General features: G+C 34.8%; 19 protein-coding genes and 1 pseudogene. 16 read left to right on the top strand and 4 right to left on the bottom strand.

Annotated features, from left to right (window positions below):
- The first annotated feature begins 2 nt into the window (after window positions 1-2).
- A complete protein-coding gene (locus OZ002_RS01215) occupies window positions 3-467 on the top strand; it encodes a universal stress protein (RefSeq protein ID WP_002325234.1) in 465 nt (154 codons plus the stop codon).
- Window positions 468-671: 204 nt separating this feature from the next.
- A complete protein-coding gene (ytpR, locus tag OZ002_RS01220) occupies window positions 672-1,277 on the top strand; it encodes a YtpR family tRNA-binding protein (protein ID WP_002307443.1) in 606 nt (201 codons plus the stop codon).
- Window positions 1,278-1,440: 163 nt separating this feature from the next.
- Here ytpR and OZ002_RS01225 read toward each other — a convergent pair whose 3' ends face one another.
- Entirely contained in the window at window positions 1,441-2,730 is a 1,290-nt protein-coding gene (locus OZ002_RS01225) for a S1C family serine protease (RefSeq protein WP_123840096.1), read from the bottom strand.
- A gap of 427 nt (window positions 2,731-3,157) precedes the next feature.
- Between OZ002_RS01225 and rlmH the strand changes: the two genes are divergently transcribed.
- The 3 genes and pseudogenes from rlmH to OZ002_RS01240 all read left to right on the top strand — a co-directional run.
- Window positions 3,158-3,637, top strand: a complete 480-nt coding sequence (rlmH, locus tag OZ002_RS01230; protein WP_002287841.1) for a 23S rRNA (pseudouridine(1915)-N(3))-methyltransferase RlmH — start codon at window positions 3,158-3,160, stop codon at window positions 3,635-3,637.
- A gap of 321 nt (window positions 3,638-3,958) precedes the next feature.
- Complete coding sequence (locus tag OZ002_RS01235; protein WP_156249299.1) at window positions 3,959-5,599, top strand: hypothetical protein; 1,641 nt, start codon at window positions 3,959-3,961, stop codon at window positions 5,597-5,599.
- Between the two features lie 253 nt (window positions 5,600-5,852).
- A pseudogene (locus OZ002_RS01240) lies at window positions 5,853-6,167 on the top strand (hypothetical protein); the annotation flags it as partial.
- A gap of 304 nt (window positions 6,168-6,471) precedes the next feature.
- Here the strand turns inward: OZ002_RS01240 and OZ002_RS01245 are convergent.
- Window positions 6,472-7,032 carry a TetR/AcrR family transcriptional regulator gene (locus tag OZ002_RS01245; RefSeq protein WP_325082745.1) on the bottom strand — a complete coding sequence of 187 codons (561 nt, stop codon included), beginning with the start codon at window positions 7,030-7,032 and terminating at the stop codon, window positions 6,472-6,474.
- 141 nt (window positions 7,033-7,173) lie between these two features.
- Here OZ002_RS01245 and OZ002_RS01250 point away from each other — a divergent pair, with 141 nt between their 5' ends.
- The 5 genes from OZ002_RS01250 (at window position 7,174) to OZ002_RS01270 (ending at window position 11,669) form a co-directional block, all read left to right on the top strand.
- Window positions 7,174-7,788: a GNAT family N-acetyltransferase gene (locus tag OZ002_RS01250; RefSeq protein ID WP_002338589.1), complete on the top strand. Its 615-nt coding sequence runs from the start codon at window positions 7,174-7,176 to the stop codon at window positions 7,786-7,788.
- Window positions 7,789-7,977: 189 nt separating this feature from the next.
- On the top strand, window positions 7,978-9,858 hold the full coding sequence (locus OZ002_RS01255; RefSeq protein ID WP_156249298.1) for a heavy metal translocating P-type ATPase: 1,881 nt from the start codon (window positions 7,978-7,980) through the stop codon (window positions 9,856-9,858).
- 78 nt (window positions 9,859-9,936) lie between these two features.
- On the top strand, window positions 9,937-10,164 hold the full coding sequence (locus OZ002_RS01260) for a heavy-metal-associated domain-containing protein (protein ID WP_002294740.1): 228 nt from the start codon (window positions 9,937-9,939) through the stop codon (window positions 10,162-10,164).
- A gap of 4 nt (window positions 10,165-10,168) precedes the next feature.
- Complete coding sequence (locus OZ002_RS01265) at window positions 10,169-10,711, top strand: ferritin-like domain-containing protein (protein ID WP_002298699.1); 543 nt, start codon at window positions 10,169-10,171, stop codon at window positions 10,709-10,711.
- Between the two features lie 241 nt (window positions 10,712-10,952).
- Window positions 10,953-11,669, top strand: coding sequence for a DUF4767 domain-containing protein (locus OZ002_RS01270; RefSeq protein ID WP_156249297.1), 717 nt, complete (start codon window positions 10,953-10,955; stop codon window positions 11,667-11,669).
- 59 nt (window positions 11,670-11,728) lie between these two features.
- On the opposite strand, the gene OZ002_RS01275 is transcribed toward OZ002_RS01270, so the two are convergent.
- Window positions 11,729-14,722 carry an LTA synthase family protein gene (locus OZ002_RS01275; protein ID WP_279285160.1) on the bottom strand — a complete coding sequence of 998 codons (2,994 nt, stop codon included), beginning with the start codon at window positions 14,720-14,722 and terminating at the stop codon, window positions 11,729-11,731.
- A gap of 254 nt (window positions 14,723-14,976) precedes the next feature.
- On the opposite strand from OZ002_RS01275, the gene sstT reads away from it, so the two are divergent.
- The 3 genes from sstT (at window position 14,977) to truA (ending at window position 17,910) form a co-directional block, all read left to right on the top strand.
- A complete protein-coding gene (gene sstT, locus OZ002_RS01280) occupies window positions 14,977-16,197 on the top strand; it encodes a serine/threonine transporter SstT (protein WP_002304113.1) in 1,221 nt (406 codons plus the stop codon).
- 146 nt (window positions 16,198-16,343) lie between these two features.
- Window positions 16,344-16,979, top strand: a complete 636-nt coding sequence (locus OZ002_RS01285; RefSeq protein ID WP_002331965.1) for a DUF998 domain-containing protein — start codon at window positions 16,344-16,346, stop codon at window positions 16,977-16,979.
- Window positions 16,980-17,169: 190 nt separating this feature from the next.
- On the top strand, window positions 17,170-17,910 hold the full coding sequence (gene truA / locus OZ002_RS01290; protein ID WP_002294728.1) for a tRNA pseudouridine(38-40) synthase TruA: 741 nt from the start codon (window positions 17,170-17,172) through the stop codon (window positions 17,908-17,910).
- A 144-nt stretch (window positions 17,911-18,054) separates the two neighbouring features.
- On the opposite strand, the gene OZ002_RS01295 is transcribed toward truA, so the two are convergent.
- Entirely contained in the window at window positions 18,055-19,692 is a 1,638-nt protein-coding gene (locus OZ002_RS01295) for a hypothetical protein (RefSeq protein WP_125179438.1), read from the bottom strand.
- A 145-nt stretch (window positions 19,693-19,837) separates the two neighbouring features.
- Here OZ002_RS01295 and OZ002_RS01300 point away from each other — a divergent pair, with 145 nt between their 5' ends.
- From OZ002_RS01300 to msrA, 3 genes are all read left to right on the top strand, one after another.
- Window positions 19,838-21,526: a hypothetical protein gene (locus OZ002_RS01300; RefSeq protein ID WP_231596146.1), complete on the top strand. Its 1,689-nt coding sequence runs from the start codon at window positions 19,838-19,840 to the stop codon at window positions 21,524-21,526.
- Window positions 21,513-23,147 carry a 6-pyruvoyl-tetrahydropterin synthase-related protein gene (locus OZ002_RS01305; protein WP_002326423.1) on the top strand — a complete coding sequence of 545 codons (1,635 nt, stop codon included), beginning with the start codon at window positions 21,513-21,515 and terminating at the stop codon, window positions 23,145-23,147. Before OZ002_RS01300 ends, OZ002_RS01305 begins: the two co-directional genes overlap by 14 nt.
- Window positions 23,148-23,321: 174 nt before the next feature.
- Window positions 23,322-24,155 carry a peptide-methionine (S)-S-oxide reductase MsrA gene (gene msrA, locus OZ002_RS01310; RefSeq protein ID WP_156249295.1) on the top strand — a complete coding sequence of 278 codons (834 nt, stop codon included), beginning with the start codon at window positions 23,322-23,324 and terminating at the stop codon, window positions 24,153-24,155.
- Window positions 24,156-24,248 lie beyond the last annotated feature (93 nt).

The following is a 24,248-nucleotide window of genomic DNA, read 5'->3' on the forward strand; positions in this document are numbered from 1 at the left end:
AGATGAATCAAGAATATAAGAACATTTTAGTAGGTATCGACGGTAGTGAACAAGCACTTGCTGCTTTCAAAAAAGCGGTAGAAGTGGCTCGCCGTAATAATGGGAAAGTATATGTAGCAAACGTAATCGATCAGCAATTTTATAACTTTATGGGCTATGCACCTATTGATCAAAATCTAGTCGATCAGCAAACTGAAACAGCCAAGGAAATGATCGAAGAATGTAAAGAATATGGGAAATCTGTTGATTACACAAATATAGAAGGAATTATTGCATATGGTTCTGTTCGTGAATCCATGGCAGTCAAATTGCCAAAAAAATATGCAATCGATCTAATCATGGTTGGGCAGTCAGGTCTAAATGCAGTCGAACGCTTTATGACAGGAAGTGTAGCCAGCTACGTGATACGTCATTCACCTTGTGATGTCTTGATCGTTTCTGACGAAGAAGAACAGCCAAGTAATTAAGCAAGTGGAACTTGTACGACCTTTTTAATCAATTAACTAAAACAGTAAAGGGACTGTGACAAAAGTCTTGTCACAGTCCCTTGTTACGAATAAATGGTGTTCCAGAAGAGGCTTCTTCGGAAATAAAGCATGAAAAAAATCTCATGCAGTGAATGCAATTTTTTGTTAAGATAAATCTCAGCAAAGGATAATGGAGGAAAGAACATGATTTTTGCTTATAATAAAGCACACGTCGGAGACACCTTGATGGTTATCATAGCCGACGATAAAGGAACAGAAAACACCGTTGAACGCAAATGGAATGTTGCTCGGATCAAAGATGAACAAGGACAAGTTGTTGCTTGGAACTTTTTCCATATCTCCGATCATCTAACGATCGAAGGGAACGGCCAAGTAAGATTAACCGATGAAGAATTAGCGAAATTGAATCGATTGATCAAAGAAGCAGGATTCGAAGAACAGCTTGAAGCTGATCATGAACCGAAGATCGTTGTCGGGTACGTAAAAACATGCGTCCCACATCCTGATTCTGACCATTTATCGATTACTGAGACAGAAGTAGACAATGGTACAGTATTGCAAATCGTTTGCGGTGCACCCAATATCGAAGCTGGACAAAAAGTTGTCGTTGCAAAACCAGGAGCTATGATGCCAGATGGAATGATGATCTGGCCAGGAACTTTGCGAGGGGTAGATAGCTATGGAATGATCTGTTCCGCTCGTGAATTGCATTTGCCAAATGCTCCAGCAAAAAAAGGAATCTTAGTATTGCCTGAGGATGCCGTAGTCGGAGAAGCATTTCCAAAATAAAGAGGTTGTGAGTCTGCCGTTTCACTCTGAGTCACAAGGAGCAATTTCAAAAAACAGCTTCTCATGTTTGTTGGATCTTGTGACTTGTGACCGAGGAGTTGGCAAGAAAAATATAGTTTATAAAAAGAGGTTGTGACAAGTCTTTGTCACAACCTCTTTTTTATTAATTTTCACTATTTTGATTTTGTTTTAATGCCGATTGATCGATCGTCAATTCAACAGTAGTTGTTTTTTCTTTTGAGCCTTCATAGTAAGTGATTTTGACAGAATCTCCCACTTTTTTCTTATACAAAGCAGATTGAAGTTCTACACCAGAAGAAACTTCTTTGTCATCGATCTTAGTAATGACGTCGTATTTTTTCAGTCCAGCTTTTTCAGCCGGTGTAGCTGTTTGGACATTTGTCACGATGACACCGTTAGTTACAGATGAAGGAATCTTCAAGATTTGTTCTTGCTGCTGAGTAGAGACAGCAGATAAGTCGACCATTGTGATACCTAGAGCTGGACGTGTCACTTTTCCGTCTTTTTCCAGTTGATTGATGATATTCACTACATCGTTACTTGGAATAGCAAATCCCATTCCTTCTACGCTTACATTAGAAGTAGATTCAGAAGTACTTGCGATCTTACTTGAGTTGATACCGATAACTTGTCCTTCGATATTAACTAAAGGACCACCAGAATTTCCAGGGTTGATTGCTGCATCTGTTTGGATCGCATTGATATTGACTGTTTCGTTCGATTCATTCGTACTTGTCACTTGTCGGTTCAAGGAAGAAATGATTCCTGAAGTGACAGAATTTGCATATTCAGATCCTAGTGGGGAACCAATCGCAATCGCAGGCTCACCAACCTTCAGAGCACTTGAGTCACCAAAAGAGGCAACTGTTTCGACTTTGTCTGAATTGATCTTCAACACCGCTAAATCTGAATAAGCATCTGTTCCAACTAATTCAGCTTTTACCTTCGTACCGTCTTTCATCAAGACTTCTAGACCTTGCTGTCCATCTACTACGTGGTTGTTTGTGACTACATAAGCAGTATTTCCATCTTTTTTGTAGATCACGCCGCTTCCTTCACTATAAGCTTCCAAATTACTATCATCTGAGCTGCTACTTTCTTCTTGCTGCCCGAATAGTCCGCCAAAACCGCTTGATTGGTTTTGACTTTGTAAGTTGATAACAGAAACGACAGCGTCTTGAACTTTATCTACCGCTTTGGTGATATCAGAATCTACATTGACTTTGACATTTTCCACAACTGTTTCACCGGCAGAATTCTGATTGCCGCTTGTAGCAGTAGAACTATTGTTGCCAGTGCCCATCGCTGCATAAAAAATGCCAGCTGTCAGTAGTCCTCCAACGATCCCTCCAACAAGCCCCAGACCTAACTTACGCCAGAGGCTATTATTTTTATTTTTTTTCATCTTTGGTGTCACATTTTTTCTATCCATGTGTTCCTCCTCCAATTACATTCATTTATCTACTGTTAGTATAGTCTTATTTGTTGACTTTAGTCTACTTTGAGACTGTGAACTTTTTATGAAAAACTTTAGGAAAAATCATTGTTTTCAGATGAAAATATTTGATTTTCTTTTTCCACAGATACTGTGTAAAACTACGCGGATAGGATTGGAAAAATAAGGAATAAAACATATCCACAGCCTGTGTATAAAGTGGATAAATTCTTATAAAACGTATGTTTGCCTAATGAATGTGATGAAATAAGGTAAAATAACACTGTTTTCTGTGGATAAACCTGTGGATGTTGTGCATAACTATTGGGGAAATCTTTTTAACAAAAATAGCCAAAATAAACATATAGACGAAAAAATTGATTATAATAAACAAAGTGAGCATGAAGACCAAAGGAGAGAAAACATGAATATCAAAATTATTTCAGTAGGAAAATTAAAAGAAAAATACTTGATCCAAGGTATCAATGAGTATGTCAAACGGCTGAATGCCTATGCAAAAATCGAATTGATCGAAGTTCCTGACGAAAAAGCCCCGGAGAATTTAAGTGAAGCGCAAATGAGACAAGTAAAAGAAAAAGAAGGAGAACGGATCTTAGCGAAAATCAAAGAACAAGAATATGTCTATGCCTTAGCAATTGAAGGGAAAAATCCCACAAGCGAATCTTTTGCTAAACAAATCGACCAATTAGGTATCCAAGGAAAAAGCCACCTTGTTTTTGTTATCGGCGGCTCTTTAGGACTCAGCGAAGCCGTCATGAAAAGAAGCAATGCTCAGATCTCTTTTGGCAAAATGACGTATCCACATCAATTGATGCGTCTGATCCTCGTCGAGCAAATCTACCGTGCCTTCCGGATCAATGCGGGGGCGCCTTATCATAAGTGAGACAAGAAGAATGAAAGATAGTAAAGTAGTAGTAAATAGTCATATCCAAGAAAGCGGATATGGCTGTTTTTTTATGAAAGATGTTTGTTTCGCTAAAGAGATAGCAATCCACGCTCGGTAAATATAAGAGCCACATAATTAAGCTTTGAACTCATTAGTTAAGCAATTCGATGTCGGAACAATTCTTGCTGTTCAGACCATTACCTCCCTCTCTTATAATTTTAGTGCTTTTTTAAGTGAGAGTAAAAATAAATAACGATTTATTTAAAATTTAAGTTATACTAGATAAAGCAATCCATGAAAGGAGTATATAATTAAGTAATGCAAGTAAAGAAAAAAATAATATTGTCCATTCTCCTAGCAATTATTACTGGACTTTATTCAATCAATTATTTTAGAAATGTTCATACTATTTCTACATCGGGGGATATTGCCTTCCATTTTGCTAGAGTCAAAGGGTTATCTTCAATTTTTTCTGGTCCAATCAATTTTACGACGTTTAATCATTATGGGAGCGGAGTGAATTATTTTTATCCCTACTTGACCTTTTTTCCGGCAGTCATTTTTTATTGGATAAGTAATAATTTAATCGTTAGTTATATCTTATATGTTTGGCTATTGAATGTTTGTACTATCATGCTGATGTTTCATTATGGACTAAAATTTTTAAAAAGAATCGATGCGGCTTTTATATTTAGCTGTTTATATACATTTTATGGGTACCGTACGATTGATATTTATCATCGTTCTGCTATTGCTGAAGCGATTGCACTTACGGTTATACCGATAGTTATGTATTATGCTTACGCACTGATTTATGAGAAAAAGCCATGTGCAATTCCATTAGCAGTCAGTATGAGCTTACTCATTTATACACATGTTCTTTCCACTTTTATGAGTGTAATAGCCGTTGGCTTACTAGTCTTAGGTGGCTTTGTAGTAAGTGAAACAAGAAAAAAAGAAAGCATCCGGTTGATTGTGGAGTTGTCAAAGGCAGTAGGAATGACGATTCTTTTAACAGCATACTTTTGGTATCCGATGTTCCGACAAATCATGGTTCAATCGATTAATGAGCCAGATAAAACGACCTTACAACACCAAGCATTAAATGTCTCGGATAGTTTGATTGGTGCGATGAATAATGACCTGACAACCTTTACGGTAGGAATCATTGGTATTATTTCTTTGATCTGTCCACTCTTCTTTTTTAAAGGATTTAATCGCAAAGAAAAAGTGATTTACCTTAGTGCGGTAGTCTCTTGGCTCTTATCCACCAAATTTTTTCCATGGTCTTTATTACAAAATACACCCATTCAAATGATTCAATTTCCTTGGCGAATCTTAGGCTTTCAAGTACTGTTTGGCTCGTTGATTTTATCGTTCGTTTTCATGAAGAGCACATCAGCTAAGCAAAGAAAAGTAGTTAATATAACGACAATTGTTTTATTACTGTTGGCTGTATCTGCTGCAACAAAAGCAAACTATGAACATAAAGTTGTCACTCAGAGAGATCACTTGGTAATGAATCAAGAAAATCTTATTCGTTACACGACACTCCTTCCCGGAGGACTTTATGACTATGCACCCACGGAAGCATTACAATACAAAGAACATTTGCAGAATCATGAAGTAAGAATTGGCAAGGAATGGCATACTATGCCTTATCAAGTGATGGATTCGAAAATAGTCTATACAGTACATGAATCTAAAGGACAAAAAATAACGCTTCCTGTATTTGATTATTGGGGGACAGTCGCAAAAGTAAATGGACAAAAAAGAGAGATTGATAATAGTGAAGGACTAGTGTCGATTGAAGGAACACAAGGAGAAACAATCATTGAAGTTTCTTCCATTTATCCTCCAACTATGAAGTTAGCTTTTTTAATTAGTTTATGTAGTTACCTCTTTCTTTTAATTAGTTTTCTTATCAGGAAGTTACAACATATAAAAATAATGATCTGATTACATTTTTTTCAATATTAGCTTACTAGAGAATAAGAAAAAGTAAGTAATAAACCAAATTTAAACTTTATATTATAATAATGAAGCTTAATCTTCTTTATAGAGAATTGGGCTATTTTTAATGGCAAAGAGGGGAAGAAGATGTTTCAAAACAAAGGACAACGCTATGTTGTAAAAGGAGTAAAGGAATCTTACTGGAATCAAAAATCTTTATTGAGGAAATTATCTTTGAATCTAAGCACAAAGAAATGAAGGTACACTAGATAGCAATGAAGATATCTTTGTCATTAAACGTCGCTATTTTACACAAGCAAGTGATGATTCGATTCATGCCTTTTCCAATGAGTGGTTTGTTTCTGAGAAAGAATTACATGCTTCTAATCTGCAATATATGCCAGGTGAAGATCCAATTCCTAATATGAAAGCAATTATCAACAGTAAGGATTACGAAGGATATAAAGCCAAACATCCAGAAGCGAAACCATTTAAATACCCACAAGAAATGAAGCGAGCATGGCGTAAAATGTTAGATGATGAGTTGATTCCCCTTGAAAATGAATTGAGGTAAACGAGAAGAATTCAATAAACTGGATGATAAAAATATAATATGACTATAAATTGGTTACAGCTTCAACCTATAAGTTGTAATAAATTAGCCTAAAAGTAATTTATTAATGATGAAGTGAATTTGATTGGTACAACAAGATATATCACTTAGAGAGGGAGAAGCAGCACTACAAACTACTTTTCAATAAGTAGGAATTATAGAAATTTTACTCAAAAAATCTTCAGTAAACAATTTGGCTAAATAAGATTCAGTTGTTATACGAGAAGGTTACGGTTCTTCTTAACTAAGCTTAGTATGTTTTTATTCAAGGCATGATTTTCTCTATGTGATCATTCAGTTTCTGTAAGAGTTCTAATAATTCTTTTTTGGAGTACTTGTAATTGCTTTCTACCCATCGATTGAGAACAGATAGACAACCTTGGACGTGGTACGTAGTGAAGAATCTCATTTCTTCTGTGATAATCGTTTTCTTGTCTTCATATAGCCATATGTTCAGATAGTTTTCTTCAATAACTTGTTTAACCTTCTTCTGAAACGAAATATCACCATGGTTGAGGATAAATAAGTGATATAAAAAAGTATTTGCGTAAACATAGTCAATCAAGCGAGTGTATAGTTCCTCATAGCTATGGGCTGGATCATAAGAGAGAATTTCATTTAGATCCCGAAAAAAGTTGCTTTCTAATTGATCATATAGATCATAGATATCTTTATAATGTGTATAAAAAGTCGAACGATGTACATCTGCCGTTTCTGTTAGTTCGCATATAGTGATTGCTTGAATCTTTTTATTTACTAATAATGTGGATAGTGCTTCAGCCAAAGCTTTTTCTGTTTTTTTGACGCGTCTATCTGTCTTTTTCATTTACCTATCTCCTTATCCGACATATCAAAGCAAAGCTGTCGCTTAATCGACAATCTTATAGATGATTGATTATAGATAGTAGACACTGTGTCTATTATAATGTAAGTATAACACAATCATTGAAGTTGTGGAGGCGAAATGATGAAACTAACTTTTAAACCCTTAGAAAAGAAAGATTACAAAAAAGCTATCTATTTTGCTGTTGAAGGAATGAACTTTGATAGATATATGGAAAATGAACTTCTGCTGAATCTTTACGGAAGATATTTTTTGTATATGGAGTTGAATCGAGCTACTCAAATTCTTGCTTTGTATGCAGAGGACGAGTTGGCAGGTGTTTTGCTGGCGGAGATAAAAGGAGAAAAAAAGAAACATCGTTCTTTTGGACAGCAAATATATGTTAAGATATTCGATTTTTTACAAAATATATTTGCTAAAGAAAGTAAAGGAGCTTACGAGACAGCAAATGAACAAATGCTTGCAGCATATTTAAAGAAGCATTCACCAGATGGAGAGATCATTTTTTTAGCTGCAAATCCTGATTTGAAAATAAAAGGCATCGGTACCAAGTTGCTAACAGAATTTGAAAAAAGAGAGAAAGGAAAAGAAATATTCCTTTTTACAGATAGTGGCTGTACGTATCAATTCTATGAACGACGTGGATTTGAAAGACTAAAGGAAAAAATTAGCAAGATAAAAATCTTAGATAAAGAAATAGATCTCCGATGTATGCTGTACAGGAAAATCATTCAATGAAAATTTCGATAGAAACGACAATAGTTGGCAAGATCACTTTTAGTGAGTCTTCTTGCTAACTATTTTTTGTAGTATATTCTACCAAAAGAAAACCGCCTTTTTGACTAAACTTGATAGTGGTCAATTTTTTATGATGGATAAGTCTCTATACTTAGTCTCGTAAGAACGAAAAGGAAAAGAGGGAGAAAGATGAAATTTCAAAAGTGGATCCAAGAGCACCGAAATCATATCACCGCCTTATCAGCTGTGTTGATTATTTTTGGTTTTATCGGAAAATTTACTGGATTTGTCTTGTTCTATAACATTGTTCTAGCCATAGCTTCTGTTATTGCGGTCATACCTATTATGATCCACGCGTATCAGGCAGTAAAAGTCAAAGTTATCTCAATTGATTTACTCGTTACTATTGCTGTGCTTGGTGCCTTTATGATCGGAGAATACAAGGAGTCAGCTATCGTTACATTCTTGTTTTTGTTTGGTAGCTATCTGGAACAAAAAACATTGACCAAAACGCGGGAATCAATCAAGGCTTTGACCGAGATGGCCCCATCGACTGCTAGTGTTGTCCAAGAAGATGGAACGACTGAAGAAGTGGAAATCGATGACGTGGAAGAAGGCGATATCGTCTTAGTAAAAACTGGTGGAGCTATTCCTGTGGACGGTCGAGTCATTGACGGAAAAGGTTATGCGGATGAAGCCGCAGTGACTGGTGAATCACGACAAGTCGTCAAAATCAGTGGAGATGAAGTCTTCTCTGGAACGATTTTAGCAGATGGCTATATGACGATCGAAGCAACTAAGGTCGGAGATGATACGACCTTTGCCAAAATTATCGAATTAGTAGAAGAAGCACAAGATACCAAATCCCATGCGGAAAAATTCATTGATCGATTTTCTCAGTATTATACTCCAACCGTTTTACTTGTTGCGTTGCTTGTTGGTCTGATCAGTCGTGATTTTCGTTTAGCAATCACTGTTTTGGTTCTTGGTTGTCCTGGCGCTTTAGTCATTGGTGCGCCTGTTTCGAATGTAGCAGGAATCGGTAATGGAGCAAAACGGGGCATCTTAGTCAAAGGCGGTGAAGCAATGGATACTTTTTCCAAAATCAATACTTTTGTCTTTGATAAAACCGGTACATTGACCAAAGGAACTACTGCTGTATCCACTATCAAGAACTATACAGAGAATGAAGGGGACAGCTTAGCTTTAGTGGCTCGATTAGAAACGTTATCCGATCATCCTCTGGGGCGCGCCGTGATCCATTATGCTCAGGAGAAAGACATTGATTTTAAACAATTAGCAGTCAAAGATAATCAGACAATCAAGGGACAAGGAATCACAGCTGAGATTGATGGTCATACAGTTTGTGCGGGCAACACCAAATTGATTGCCGCTCACAAACTTTCTCTCACACCAAAGCAAGTACAAGATTTACATCAATTACAACAAACAGGCAGCTCGGTCATTATTGTAGCAATCGACAAAAAAATCACTCAAATCATAGGTGTGTCAGATGTGATTCGACCAGAAGTCGCTGAACAATTAGCTAAGTTGAAACAAGCAGGAGCAAAACAGTTAGTGATGCTGACAGGTGATAATCAGATGACTGCTGATTATGTAGCTGATATGTTAGGCATTGATGAAGTCCATGCTGAATTATTACCAGACGAAAAGGTTCAATTTGTGAAAAAATACCAAGAACAAGGATTGCGCGTTGCTTTCATTGGAGATGGAATCAATGATTCTCCCTCTTTGGCTGCGGCTGATATCGGGATTGCTATGGGATCAGGAACGGATGTTGCTATCGAAACGAGTGACGTTGTCTTGATGCAATCTAGTTTTGGATCGTTGGTTCATGCCTACCGCTTGGCTAAGAAAACTGTTTTAAATACCCGTGAAAATGTAGTGATTGCCATTGGTGTCGTCTTATTTTTACTCATCGGCTTATTTGCCGGGTTTATTTACATGGCTAGTGGGATGTTCGTTCACGAAGCTAGTATCTTGATCGTTATCTTTAACGCGATGCGTTTATTGTATTTTGGACACGAAAGCAAAGAAGAAAAATCGTAAAACTTGATAAGAATCAATTTTTTTATGGAAGCTGTAATCTAGAATAAGACTATCAAGAAAAAGGAAGGAAGAACTACGATGAAAAAAATTATTATGCAATTAGATACACTAGCTTGTCCAAGCTGTATGCAAAAAATCGAACATGCGGTTTCTCAACAGCCTGGGGTAAGCAATACGAAAGTTTTGTTTAATGCGAGCAAAATCAAAGCAAACTTTGATCCAGATGAAGTCCACCCTGAACAATTAGCTGCAGTTGTGGAAAAATTAGGTTATGAAGTCCAATCAGCAAAAGTAAAAGAGGCGTAAATCAATGAATATAGTGGAAGAAAAATTTGCTCAAGAAACAAAACAAGCAGATATCGATCATCATAAACCAACTGCTGGCGCCATGGTGGGGCATGTATTGGCAAATTTTAAATTAGAAGAAATGAAATTGATCCAAGCACAATTGTATGTTCTGGGTACATCTTCGCAAGAATTAAGTACCCTTTTTTCGGAATATGCTGATCAAGAAGCGAGATGGTTCAATAAAATCTCTCATGAGTTAGTGATTGATAATGAAATCGTTCCGTCTACTTTAGAAGAAGTCATGCGTTATGGAAAAATTTACGAACATGGTCAAAACAAATATTTACCAGCCTCAACAATGTTGGAAAACTTTGCAAAAGATTTTGATTTCCAAAATATGTTTATCACACGGGCAATCAAGTTAGCTGAAAAAGAAGAAAAATATGGCTTGCAACAATTGCTTGTTGAACTTTTAAGTTTCAATAAAGAAATCATCTACCAAGTGCAAAGACTCCAAGGAAAAACTGTCCGACAAGATTTGGATGAGGAAGACGATGATGACTAAAAGTCTATGTTTCTTCAAATACAAATATAAAGCGTGAGAAAAACAGGAAAAAAACACGAAGTTTTGTCTTAAAAATAAAATAAAAAGAAGCACCCGCTGATGTCTTATAGACAACTTCAGCGGATGCTTCTTAGTTTTTAAAAGGTTTAAAAGATGGATGAGAAAATACAAAAAATCAATAAAATCACATTGCTTATTTGATAGAATAAAGAAGTGGGAGTAATCGAAAGGAGTTTTTTTATTGAAAAAAAGGATTTTAGTAACAATTGGTCTAGCTTTTTTGTTAGCTGGTTGTACCAACGGGAATGAATCGAAAAAAGAATCAACAAAAGAAACAGCGAAAGCAACAATTGCAACTACTACAACAACTAGCACAGAGAGCAAGTCAACTGCAACAAGTACAGAAACAGCAGATACCTCTACTTCGTCAGAGTCTTCCAAAACGACTGAAACAACTCAAACATCTACTTCAAGTTCTTCTGTAGAGGCTTCATCTTCCTCTTCAGAAAGCAGCGAACAAGTCGAACAAACACTGTGGAATGCAGACAAATCCGCACAATTAGAGGCATTTATGGCTACATGGGGCCAAACAATGGGACAACAATACAAAAGCTATACGAATCAAATGAGTGTGGACTTATATGGTCTTAAAGTCCCTCAAGTTATTTTGAACGGGGAGTGGAAGATGGCTATTGGTGGAGTGCCTGTTTCTGCAGAATGGTCAGAAAGTGGGACAGGTCAAGCAGACTATCAAATCACAGCCGTCTATTCCGATGCAGAGACAGAACCATATCTGAAAAAGCACGTCTATCTATTCGGGTTTCAGCAAAATCAGCCAAAAGTATTGGTGACACAACAAAATCAGGGGAATCCCGATAATTATCTTTACTTTAACGAGACAGCGAATAATGAATTGAAAAATGGCTTTAATCAAATCGTTTATGGACAAGCAAATTAATGAGATAAACAAGGGGTTGTGACATGTCTTTTATCACAACCCCTTGCTCAGTTTATTTGTTAGTCTTTTATTTTTTGTGTCGCCCATGTTGCACTGTACTGGTTACCTGCAACAAGATCATATTGTATCAGACGATAATCTTCTAGAATTTCTTTTTGTTTCTCAGTTAAATTTTTTTCTTGGATAATTTGACTATCCTCTGTAACAAAGACCTGTTTTCCATTAAAACGATTAGACAAGCTTTCTGTAGGATCAATTGTTAATGCAGGTAGATGATTAGATACTTCTGTCAACAACGCATAGTAAGGAGTTACTTTGATATTCGCATGCTCAAGAGCCATAGCACCAAAGTTATTAGGAGCAACAACTTCTTTATTTAACGTAGCTGCTTGTTCACGACTATACTTGTTGCTATAAATGAAATAATCTGTCTGGTGCTGTTCTAATCCATATTTTTTCGAATCATTCCCACTATAGATTGCAGGTAAATGGTCACCATAAAAAACAAAGGTAATCGGTTTATCGATTTTGTCGATTTCTTGGATGAATTTTTTTACTGCTGTATCGGTATAGTGAAGGCCTTGCATATAAGTTTGTAATTCTTTTCTTCTATTAGGAATGACAGCAGTTCCTTCAGCAGTGTAGTTCAATTCACTATAGTAATCATCATAAGGCATATGGTTTTGCATAGTGGATAATTGGATGAATTGCGACGTTTCTGTATTGCTTTGTAAAGCTTTCAAGGTTTCTTTGTATGCTGAATCATCCGATATGCGTGGGCTTTGTTCTATTTTATCCGTATAAGTTAATTTATCCGGACTGTCTAAATAATAGAACCTGTCAAAACCAAATTTATCAAACACTTGTTTTCTGCGATAAAGAGCAGCTGTAAAAGGATGGATGGCTATTTTTTCATCGAATAGATCGGTAATATTTGGACTTATTTTCTGACGCTCCACTAGCTGGGTATAAGGTGTAACTAACGAAGCAGACAGGTTACTGATACTCAAGCCTGTCAGTCCTTCCCATTCCATGTTAGCTGTTCCGCCACCATAACCGACGGATAACATCAATCCTCCTGTTCCTTCTGTTATAATGCTTTTGATGTAAGGAATAGGGTCTGTAGGTACTGTCAGATTAGGGACACGTGCAGGATCACTGAAGCTTTCACTTAAATTGAGAACGATCGTCTGATTGTTTAACCAGTCACTTCTTGTTTGGTTGATTTCATCTGCCTTTGTGTTGTACTTTTTCATTATTCCATTAATTTTTTCTTTCGAATAGCCAGCAGGTTCTTCCATGATTTTAATGTCGATATTGTTTAGGAATTGAATGACTGGTCCGTTATCTTTTACGGCGCCTTGCTGGTTAAAGAAAGTCTTGTTTACTTTAAATAAATTAAACAGCAAGAAAGAAGGCGAATTTTTGTGATTAATGAAAAAGACACCCGAAAAACATCCTAATAATACAGCGATACTGATAAATCGACGTTTCCAATGAATCTTCAAGGAATACTGTTTTTGTAGTCTACGTTGTACAATAATACTAGTAATCAATAATAGGAGAAGGATCAATCCGCCCACGATTAATAAGACTGGGCTAACCATCGATAATAGTTCTGACAATCCGGTCAGCATTTTTAAATCTGAAGGAAAGACAGGCTCTTCCCGCATTTCCATTTTGATTACTGTCGAAATAGTGAGCAGTAAGTTAATGATCAAGGTAGCAGTCAAGGCGTACCAAAAACGATTGGAAATCAACAATAGTAAGAAGAAAAATCCCATAATAATGATGATTGTCAGGATCATGGGTGCTTGTCGCTGAGTAAATATTTTTAAGGCAACCTGGATAGTTTCTTTCCAACCTTCTTTTGGTTCTAAAACGAAAATCTGCACGAAGGTAAAGCAGTAAAAAAATGCTGCAACTAAAAAATAACTTTTATGAACAAAAAGCCAATGAATTCTTTTTTTCCAACGTTGTGTTAATTGTTCAATCGAATCAAAAGCGAAGTATTCGATGAAACGATGAATGAAACGGATTTTTTGTATATAAAATAAAAAGATAACTAGGAGGGACACTGCTAATAAATAGTAAATAAAAAACTGCCCGATATTTATCAGCCATGCCTTCCCTGAGTTTGGAAATTCACGTTTCATAAATGTAGATACGCGATAAGAAACTAAAGGGAAATTACATATAACTTGAGTGACAATCAAAAATACAGCAAGAAAATTTCCTCTTCCTTTTATACCTAATTTATCAGATAGCATTTCTAAAAATAAAAACGAAGAGAAAGTATAATACATTGCGAAGAGAGAATATGGTTTAGAAAACCTCAGCGCTGTATCTGTATTTCCTCTGATGATGAGTGAAATTTGTGTCATCAAAATAATCAAACCGAATAAAACAATCAAGCTGATAAATACTTGAGGAAGCTTATAGCGGACCTTTTCTTTCCAGTTCCATTCTTTCAAACCATAACCCATTAAAAATAAATAAAAAATCCATAAAATACTCTGTCCATTCTGTAATGCAAACGGGTCTTTATTAAATAGAGTAGAGCAGCCAACTAATCCAATTGTTAAAAATAATAGTAGATATTTAATTGTTGTTTTCGATAATTTATTTAAAAATCCAACTGTATAAGGAATACTACAAAAAAGCAAAGTACAAGAAACAGCATAAGTAAAGTAATTCTGACTGATAGGTGTTAGGATAAGCCAATAATCACGAATATTCAAGCTGCCAGCTTGTACGTAAAAAAAGATATTGCAAGCTAGTGTGGCTGTTAGGAATATAAAGGCAAAACGACTTAAATAATGTAAAACTTTTAAACGGGCGATTTTTTGATATTGGTAACCCATGTAAAGTGGGATCAAATTTGTACCAATAACAACGGAAGTTTGTAAAAATGTATAGATGTAGAATCGACCAGGGTTTGTTGCATATGTAGGAATAGTGACTGCTGAAATCAATATACGCTGTAAAACCATCATTATACAAGCGACAAAGATTGTCAGGAAGCCATAACTTTCCTTCTTTATTTTTTTCAAGAATAAACACCTCACAAAAAAATTGGACAAAAACATAAGAAAACGTTTCCTGAGAAGTTGCCCATTAATAACATCCTAACTTAGAATATCTCAAAAAACAACGTGTAGACAGAAAAAGTACAAAATTAGCAAGAAATGGTTGTTTGTATTGTTAGAATTTTTAGAAAATTATACCTTTAGTTTCTTTGCATAAAATGATACAATGATTGTTAAAATTGTGAAAGGGTGGTCATTTGTTAGAGAAGTTTTTGGATATGTCGTTAGTTCAACGTATTGTTGTTGGTATTTTAGTCGGAATATTGTTTGGTATCTTTTTCCCCACGTGGACATTTATTTCAATATTGGGGACGTTGTTTGTCAGTTGCTTGAAGGCAATCGCACCTATTCTGGTTTTTTTCTTGACGATGGCGTCAATTGCCAAGCATAAAATTGGGAATAAGACATTCGTGAAGCCTATTTTGATCTTATATTTAGTGGGAACATTGCTTTCTGCACTTGTAGCAGTTATTGTAAGTTCAATTTTTACTGTTCCTATTACTTTACAAGAAACAGTATCTGAAAAAGCACCGCAAAGTTTGGAAAGTGTTTTATCTACTATGTTGACGAATGTCACACAAAATCCTGTTCAATCTCTTATTGATGCGAATTACCTTGGCGTTTTATTCTGGGCTGTATTGTTGGGACTAGCTTTTCGAGCACGTTCAGAATCGACAAAAGAGTTGGTGGATCAGATATCTATAGCGTTGTCACAAGTCGTACAAGTGATTATTGCATTTGCTCCGATAGGGATTTTAGGATTGGTTTATCAATCAATTGCTACGACTGGAATCGCTGGATTGGCAGAGTATCTGCAGCTTTTACTTGTTTTGATCGGTACGATGCTGTTTGTCGCATTAGTTGTGTACCCATTCCTCACGTTTTTGTTTATTAAAGAAAATCCCTATCCATTGATTTTCTTTTGTTTGAAAGAAAGCGCACTTCCCGCTTTCTTTACCCGAAGTTCTGCCGCAAATATCCCGATAAACATGATGTTGGCTGAAAGATTGAAATTGACAAAAGAGTCTTATTCCATATCGATCCCGTTAGGTGCTACGATCAATATGGGCGGTGCCGCGATTACCATTTCCTTGATGACGTTGACTGCTGTACATTCTTTAGGGATTGAAGCACCTTTTGTTTTGAAAGTCCTTTTATGTATTTTGTCTGCTTTAGCTGCTTGTGGAGCTTCAGGTGTTGCGGGCGGTTCACTGTTATTGATTCCATTAGCATGTAGTTTGTTTGGTATCTCTAATGATGTCGCGATGCAAATCGTCGGTATTGGATTTATTATCGGTGTTATCCAGGATTCAATGGAAACTGCCTTAAATTCGTCAAGTGATCTGTTGTTTACTGCAATAGGAGAGCTAGGCGCGCGTAAAAGAAGTGGGGAAAAAATCAAATTGAAAGATTGTTTAGATGGATTAAGTGAACGTTGAACGTTAGATATTTAGTATTTTTAAAATGATTCGAGTTTTTAATGAGTTATATAGATGTTCGTGTAAATAGAGGTTTCTGTTAAATCAAGACAAAGTCGTTTATAATAACAATTAAAAGCATAGGTAATTGTTATTGGAGGCGTATCATGGATTTTTTACGTAAATTTGGTTTTTTCTTTTTATTATTAGGCGTGCTGAGTGATTTTTTGACTCCGTACGTATTAGGATTGTATTATCCTGAATTAGATCAAATGAAGAGCGTGATCAGTGTATTTGGAGAGGTTTCCAGTCCTGTAAGAAAAGCGTTTCTTATTTGGTCTGTGGTTTCAGGGATCTTTTTCATCCTGTCATTGCCTGCATTGTATGCTGCATTTGTAAGTACATCTCGTGTGTTAGCTACCCTAGTTACAGCAGCCATCGCGTTCTATGGTATAGGTGATTGTATCTTTACAGGTGTGTTCAGTATCAATACCCATGAATCTTCGTGGAATGTCTCGACATGGGTCCATAATATCGGATCAGGTTTAGGTTACAGTGGTTTTTTATTGTTTCCAGTTCTTCTTTTCTTGATCTATCGAAAAAATGGGCAAATGGACGTAAGCCACTTATACCTTGGACTGTCTGTGATCAGTTTGCTTTTTGCGGCGATTTATGGACTGGCAAGAATTCCTTCTATAAATTCTTGGCCATTACTGAATAAAATAGGTTTTTGCCAAAGAATCAGTTTTTTCTTTAATTATGTACCCATTGCCTGGTTGAGTATCTTGCATCTCAAACAGTAAAACTTGAGCCGTCAAATTGAACAGTCAGCGGATACTTCATCCGGTGGCTGTTTTTTGTTTTTCTGAAATATATATTTCCACAGTTTTCTTGTATAGCTTCTGTCTTAGAGAAGCAAGGAGCTATATTTTGTGCTACAATCTTAAAAAGGTAGAGAGAAGACCAAATGGAAGACAGAGGAGCCACTAAAATATGAGAAACATCAAGTTGACAATCGAATATGACGGAAAAAGATATTCAGGATGGCAAAGACTTGGAGATGACGATAAAACCATTCAAGGAAAAATCGAAAAAGTATTGCATCAGATGACAAATGAAGAGATAGAAATTATTGGATCAGGAAGAACAGATGCTGGCACCCATGCGCGAGGACAAGTAGCAAATTTTAAAACAAACACAGAAATTGGACTGGCAGAAATGATCGACTTTATGAATCGTTACCTTCCGCGGGATATTGTCATCAAAAGAATCGAAGAAATGCCTGAGCGCTTCCATTCAAGATATAATGCGGTGGGCAAAAAATACAGCTATTATGTTTGGAACAACGTGATTCCTTCAGCATTTGAGCGAAACCACAGCTTTTATTTCCCTCAAGAGTTGGATATGGACAAGCTGAATGCAGCTTGCGAAAAATTAGTGGGTACACATGATTTCATTGGTTTTTCTGCATTGAAAAAATCAAAAAAATCCACAGTGCGTACGATTGATGAATTATCTATCGAACGAAAGGGAGAAATGCTTCATTTTACTTTTGTCGGAGACGGATTCTTATATAAAATGGTACGGATTATCATGGGGACATTACTAGAAATCGGCACAGGTGCCATGCCGATAGAAACAATCGATGAAATATTTGAAAGCAAAGTGCGGCAACATGCAGGAGAAACCGTCCCTGCACAAGGTCTGTTTTTGGATGAAGTTTATTATCGATAAAAATACTTTGATAATGGATGAAACGCATGTTTCACAGTATAAATATCGATGTTAAATAATGTATGAAGCAAATTAAAGAAATATAAAAAAAGACTTTTTAGCCTGTTTATGTGTACAGCTAAAAAGTCTTTCTTAAATAAAAATCTAGTGAGAATGTTGTACTTCTCTTCTCGGTTGTTTTTGTTTAGAAAAAGTAAATCGATAAAGTAAAAATAAAATCAAAGTAACGATAGATAAATATCTTGAAGCAATTGCTAGTTTTGTGTACTGATAAGTAATAACGACTTTATTTATACCTGGAGGAATAGTTAATTCAGTTGTGCCAAACTTAGATAATTTTGTTTGTACTAGTTTGCCATTAATAGAAGCCACTTGCCCTTTATAACGATAAATAGGTGTCGTCAAGACAGTATTTTTATTATTCGAATTATCTAATTCAATTGTAAGTTTGTTACTCATAAAATGAGTTGTTGGATTTATTTCCTGGTTACCTAGTAAATATTGATCATTATTAATCATATCAGGATGATAGATTGACTCTTTGTTTGCATAATCAGTATGATTGTAATTTTCAGCTATAGCAACAGCGTCTTCAGGTGCTATAAGTGTTAATGAATCTTTGTTAGCATGGATAGAATTGCTTACTCCTGAGAGATGCAATATTAGTGCAAGAAACATAAAGACCATTATTTTCCATGAATTATTTTTAGTAGAAAAAATATAATAGATCACTATACTCATCGTATAGGCTATAAATAAAGAAGAAAAACCATTTAACCGCCAGACAAATTGTAGACTCTTAACTGGTGTATGGTTAAAAAGTTGCCAAGGAAATAAATTGGTTGAACAAAAAAGAACAAATACACCAAGAAAGAAAATAAATAAATCATCAGCAGTTAATTTTTTTATAAAAATAAAAGCACCAATCAATCCGAGAAATAAGAATAATCCAATAGTATAGTTGTTATAGTTATTATTTAAAATATGTGTCAGCATATCACTAGGAGCCATACCACTTAATTCTTTTCCCAGTGGGACTTTCAATTCTTGTGCTCTAGATTGTTGAATAAAAGGAATTAAGAATCCCGCACTTAAAAAAAAGGTGAGTGCGGTAGCTTTTAAAAGACTTAAGAGTCTAGCGATTTTTTGGTCCCAAAAATAAAAAGAAAGAAACAACGTTCCTCCAATAAATACAGAAACCATAGCGACAGAAAGTAAATGAGTATACACTACTAGCGTCATGCCAATAGACAACCAGTACCATTTTTGGTAATCTCTAATATAAATTTCGTAACACCCCATTAGTATCAAAGGCAAAAATGTTAAAGCGACAGCTTCTCCCAATGAAGCACGATGGAATATGTCAATGGCACGATAGGCGGAAAATGTATAAATAATCGAAAATAACAGCGAAATATAACGATTGTTTTTTATTTGTTTCATAGAAAAATAAGAAACGACCATTGTTAAAAAAGTGATAAAAAAATAGTAGATATTATAACCTAAAACAAGATTTCCCATCATTTTATAAAATAAAAAAGCTGGATAAAGAGTAAGCCATGGATAAAAAATATTCATCATTGTTCCATGATGATCGAAGTTATTGAAGTTTACTGGAGAACTCCATACATTATCTAGTCCTATGATTCGAGATAAATGAAAGTAAGTATCCTGATTGACACTATGATAGATTCCCTTAGACATGAATAGAGGGATGACGTAAGCAAAACTTAGAAATAACATAAAAATGATATCTATTATTTGGTTTTTGTTTTTTTTCATTTTTTTCTCCTATTTAAAAGTAATAAAAATTGATTCTTTTCTAGTATATCATACTAGTGCTATGAAAAATTTAACGCAAAGCTTATTAAAAAAAGACAATTCTAGTATACTGAAAATAGAATTAAAAAAGGAGAACAACAAATCTATGAAAATAAGTAAAAAAGCATTTCTTTTAGTAGTTCTTATCTTACTTAGTACTTTATATTCAGTAAATTTTATGAGAAATGCTCAAGAAATTTATACAACAGGTGATTTATCTTTTCATCTTTCACGAATCAAAGGGTTATCTTCTATTTTTGAAGGGCCAATCAACTATACAACATTTAACAATTATGGAGATGGACTGAACTATTTTTATCCTTTTCTTACAATAATTCCTGCAGTCGTTTTTTATGGAATTTCAAATAACTTAATATTAAGTTATGTTCTATATATTTGGTTATTAAATATTTGTACGATTCTGATTAGTTTTTATTATGGAGAAAAGTTTTTTAAAAAGATAGATGCTGCTTTTTTATTTAGTTGTTTATATACTTTTGCAACTTATCGAACAGTTGATATCTATTATCGATCCGCAATTGCAGAAGCAATCGCTCTTACGATTATCCCAGCTGTTTTATATTATGCTTATGGATTGATATTCAATAGAGAAAAAAAAGTCATCGCTTTATCTGTCAGTATAAGTCTACTTGTGTATACTCATGTCTTAACTACACTATTGTGTAGTGCATTGATTGCTTGTATGATTATAGTTCGTTTGTTTTTAAGCAAGCAAATAAAAAACGATATAAAATTTGTGGTCGTGAATTTAGTAAAGGCTGTTTTTTTGACTTGTGCATTAACTAGCTATTTTTGGTATCCTATGTTGCAGCAGATGAATTATCAAGAAATACACAGTCCCTTCAAAACAGATTTGCAGCTAGAAGCACTTTCTATTTCAGATAGTATCATTCAAGCGTTAAATAACGATATTACAACATACACTATGGGGTTATTAGGATTGGTTGCGTTGATTTTTCCTTTATTCATACTGAAAGAAATGGAGAAAAAAGAAAAAATCATCTATGTTGGCGTAGTTTCTACATGGGTATGCGTAACTAATTTATTTCCATGGTTTTTGTTTCAAAAAACACCGATAAGCTTGCTCCAGTTTCCTTGGCGTATCTTAGGTATCCAAATCTTTTTTTCTTCAATGATCATAACGCTTGTTTTTATGAAAAAGACTATGAATAAAAAATATTCATGGTTAATCATTGGCGCTACTGTGGTGTTTCTACTCGTCACGTCTATAGCAGCAAAAGAAAATTACGCAAAAGTTATCCAATCAAAACACGGTCATATTGTTATCAATGAAGAAACACTCCCACGTTATACAACATCAGATATGGGAGGATTATACGATTACGCCCCAACAGAAGCGATAAAAGAAAGGCCTCACTTAGAAAAACATGAAGTAAAAGTAGGAGAATCGTGGGAAAAAGGGAAGTATAAAGCTGCAGATAATAACATTACTTACACAGTGGAAAGCAACAAAAAGCAAAAAGTGACAGTACCAGTATATGCTTATTTAGGTACACAGGTAAAAGTAAACGGTAAAGTCGTAAATGACTCTTATAAAAAACATGGCTTAGTGAATGTGGATGTAAATGCTGGAGAAAATAAGATAGAAATTACAACAAAATATACTCCAACTGCTCTCATGGCTTTATGGATCAGTATTCTGACTTATTGTTTAGTGGTGTATTCAAGTTTTAAACGATTTGCACCTAATAAGTTGAAAGATTCTCGATATGTGACTAAAAAGGAGATAAACAAGAAGAATGAAAATAAATAAAAAAGTAGTAATATTGAGTGGATTAATTATAGTTAGTAGTATATATTCTTTCATCTTTTTCAAAAATACACAGAGTATTTATACCACTGGAGATCTTTCTTTTCACTTATCTCGAATCAAGGGGTTATCGACTATTTTTACCAGTCCGATTAATTATGAGACATTCAATTATACTGGATATGGTGTAAATTATTTTTATCCCTTTCTGACTTTTTTTCCAGCTGTAATGTTATATTGGATGACAAAAAATTTGATTGTAAGCTATATTATTTACGTTTGGTTATTGAACTTGTGTACAACACTCGTAGCTTATCATTATGGCGAGCGGTTTTTAAAACAAAAAAAAGCGGCATTTTTATTTAGTTGTCTCTATATTTTCTCTGCTTATCGGACAGTAGACATCTACTATCGTTCCGCAATTGCCGAAGCTATCGCAATAACACTTGTTATCCCTGTATTATTTTATGCTTATCAAATCATCTCTGGAAAAGAAGAAAAGTATCCGTCTGTAAAGCTAGCATTGAGTATGAGTTTGCTAGTGTACAGCCATGTACTATCAACATTAATGAGTACAGCATTAATTATCATTTTTATTTTTATTCGTTTGGTTTCTAAAGGTTTCAAGAATGCAGATTTTATTGCTATATTTAAAAAATTATTTAGTGCGGCAGGAATGACATTGGTTCTGACGAGTGCTTTTTGGTATCCGATGTTTGAACAAATGCTCTACCAAAAAATCAACAAACCTAGCGTGACAAATTTATATGCTCATGCATCTAATGTGTTCGATAGTCTGACTGAAGCTATGAACAACGACTTAACTACTTACTCAATGGGACTAGTTGGTCTGTTATCTTTATGTATTCCCCTGATTTTATTTAAAAAATTAACAAACATAGAAAAAAAGATTTATTATGGTACGTGTTTGACTTGGCTAGCTACAACTAGTTTGGTGCCATGGTATCTTCTGCAAAATACGCCAGCCAAATTGTTACAATTTCCTTGGCGGATCTTAAGCTTGCAAATAATATTCTCTTCTCTGATATTAACGATGATATTTTTCAAAAATAGAAGATACAATAAGACAAGAGAACTATTTTATTTATTTATGACTGTTTTGTTATTAATCACTTTAACTGTTTCTAGTAAAAAAAATTTCAATCAAAAAATAATTTCTCAGCCGGGACATATTGTTGTAAACAAAGAAACAGTAGAGGCGTATACCACTAAAGGAATGGATTATTTTTTATATGATTATTCTCCTATCGCTTCATTGGAGAATAAGGAGCATATAATAAAACACGAAGCAAAGATTGGCAGTCAATGGGTAAACCTTCCTTATAAAACAACTGGTAGTTCTATCATATATAGAGTAACTAATGAGAAGAGCCAAGTAATCACACTTCCTGTATATGCTTATTTAGGAACGAATGTAGAAATAAATCATCAACCTGTAAAGGAGCAGGTGAATGCTAATGGATTGGTACAAATAAGCGGAGTCAAAGGAGTTGCTGATATTAAAGTAAGCACAAATTATACAGTAACGACTATTATTTCTTATCTTGTTACATTAACTGCATATTTATGTTTATTTTTTAAAATAGTTTTCCATAAAAGGTAAATTAACTTTTCATTTATAAAATAAATTGATTAAAAAGGAGAATCTGTCGATAAGGATTCTCTCTTTTTTATACGAAAAATCTGTAGGGGGATGAAGTAATCGCTTATTTCCTCACTTTATGATAAATTACAGCTAAAGTCACTAGCTTGTCTTCTTCGGAAAGGAGGAGAATCTATGGATGAGGAACAAATATTCATTCAAACACTTTATAATCTGATTTTGAATCCGAATACACGAGATTGGGAACGAAAAGTATTGATTCAGATAAAGAATGACATAAGAGAAAATATATCCGTTAAAGAACAGTTATCAAAACTAGAAGCAACACTACGTCCATTAGCTATCCGAATGAATCTGACGCCTGATGTAATGGACTTTTATTTATTGATTACGGAAGGATTTGATAAGGAGCAAAAATATGACTTTTCCAAGCATGCCATGCAAGATGCTGACTATCAAGAACGTGCAGTATTTGCAGGGGGATGTTTCTGGTGTATGGTCGAGCCGTTTGAATCGAAAAAAGGGATCCTATCTGTTTTGTCAGGATACACGGGCGGACATGTTGAAAAACCAAATTATGATCAAGTAAGTGGTGGTTACACAGGTCATGTGGAAGCTGTGAAGATCATTTATGACACAAGAGAAATAAGTTATAGCGAGTTGCTGACAATCTATTGGCAAATTACTGATCCCACAGATACATTTGGACAATTTCAAGATAGAGGGAAGCAATATCGTCCAGTGATTTTTTATCAAGACGAACGACAAAAAGAATTAGCGGAACAATCAAAACAGAAACTAGACAGTTCAAGGACTTTCCACCAACCAATCGTCACAAAAATCGAACCAGCCGGTACGTTTTGGCCAGCAGAAAACTATCATCAGCAATTTTACAAAAAACAACCGAAACGCTATAAAAAAATCCAGCAAGCACGTAATCAATTTCTGATCTATCAACGAGTAAAAAACAAATGGCAAAAAAATATACGAAAAAATCATTTTGAGTAACTCCTTTTCTTTAAAATGTAGTAAACTAAAAATAGAAAACAAGAAAGCGTTTTAAAAAGATTTGATGAGGAGGAGAAAAATTGTATATTGCAG

Source organism: Enterococcus sp. E4-150, from assembly GCF_035726465.1.
In the GTDB taxonomy this organism is placed as follows: Bacteria; Bacillota; Bacilli; order Lactobacillales; family Enterococcaceae; genus Enterococcus_B; species Enterococcus_B faecium.

Excerpts from the sequence above, each read along its gene's own strand:
- msrA (WP_156249295.1), top strand. The coding sequence starts at position 23,322 with ATGGATGAGGAACAAATATTCATTCAAACACTTTATAATCTGATTTTG.
- OZ002_RS01235 (WP_156249299.1), top strand. The coding sequence starts at position 3,959 with ATGCAAGTAAAGAAAAAAATAATATTGTCCATTCTCCTAGCAATTATT.
- OZ002_RS01285 (WP_002331965.1), top strand. The coding sequence starts at position 16,344 with ATGGATTTTTTACGTAAATTTGGTTTTTTCTTTTTATTATTAGGCGTG.
- OZ002_RS01250 (WP_002338589.1), top strand. The coding sequence starts at position 7,174 with ATGAAACTAACTTTTAAACCCTTAGAAAAGAAAGATTACAAAAAAGCT.
- OZ002_RS01305 (WP_002326423.1), top strand. The coding sequence starts at position 21,513 with ATGAAAATAAATAAAAAAGTAGTAATATTGAGTGGATTAATTATAGTT.
- OZ002_RS01260 (WP_002294740.1), top strand. The coding sequence starts at position 9,937 with ATGAAAAAAATTATTATGCAATTAGATACACTAGCTTGTCCAAGCTGT.
- sstT (WP_002304113.1), top strand. The coding sequence starts at position 14,977 with ATGTCGTTAGTTCAACGTATTGTTGTTGGTATTTTAGTCGGAATATTG.
- OZ002_RS01225 (WP_123840096.1), bottom strand. The coding sequence starts at position 2,730 with ATGGATAGAAAAAATGTGACACCAAAGATGAAAAAAAATAAAAATAAT.
- OZ002_RS01300 (WP_231596146.1), top strand. The coding sequence starts at position 19,838 with ATGAAAATAAGTAAAAAAGCATTTCTTTTAGTAGTTCTTATCTTACTT.
- OZ002_RS01255 (WP_156249298.1), top strand. The coding sequence starts at position 7,978 with ATGAAATTTCAAAAGTGGATCCAAGAGCACCGAAATCATATCACCGCC.
- rlmH (WP_002287841.1), top strand. The coding sequence starts at position 3,158 with ATGAATATCAAAATTATTTCAGTAGGAAAATTAAAAGAAAAATACTTG.
- truA (WP_002294728.1), top strand. The coding sequence starts at position 17,170 with ATGAGAAACATCAAGTTGACAATCGAATATGACGGAAAAAGATATTCA.
- OZ002_RS01265 (WP_002298699.1), top strand. The coding sequence starts at position 10,169 with ATGAATATAGTGGAAGAAAAATTTGCTCAAGAAACAAAACAAGCAGAT.
- OZ002_RS01215 (WP_002325234.1), top strand. The coding sequence starts at position 3 with ATGAATCAAGAATATAAGAACATTTTAGTAGGTATCGACGGTAGTGAA.
- OZ002_RS01295 (WP_125179438.1), bottom strand. The coding sequence starts at position 19,692 with ATGAAAAAAAACAAAAACCAAATAATAGATATCATTTTTATGTTATTT.
- ytpR (WP_002307443.1), top strand. The coding sequence starts at position 672 with ATGATTTTTGCTTATAATAAAGCACACGTCGGAGACACCTTGATGGTT.
- OZ002_RS01245 (WP_325082745.1), bottom strand. The coding sequence starts at position 7,032 with ATGAAAAAGACAGATAGACGCGTCAAAAAAACAGAAAAAGCTTTGGCT.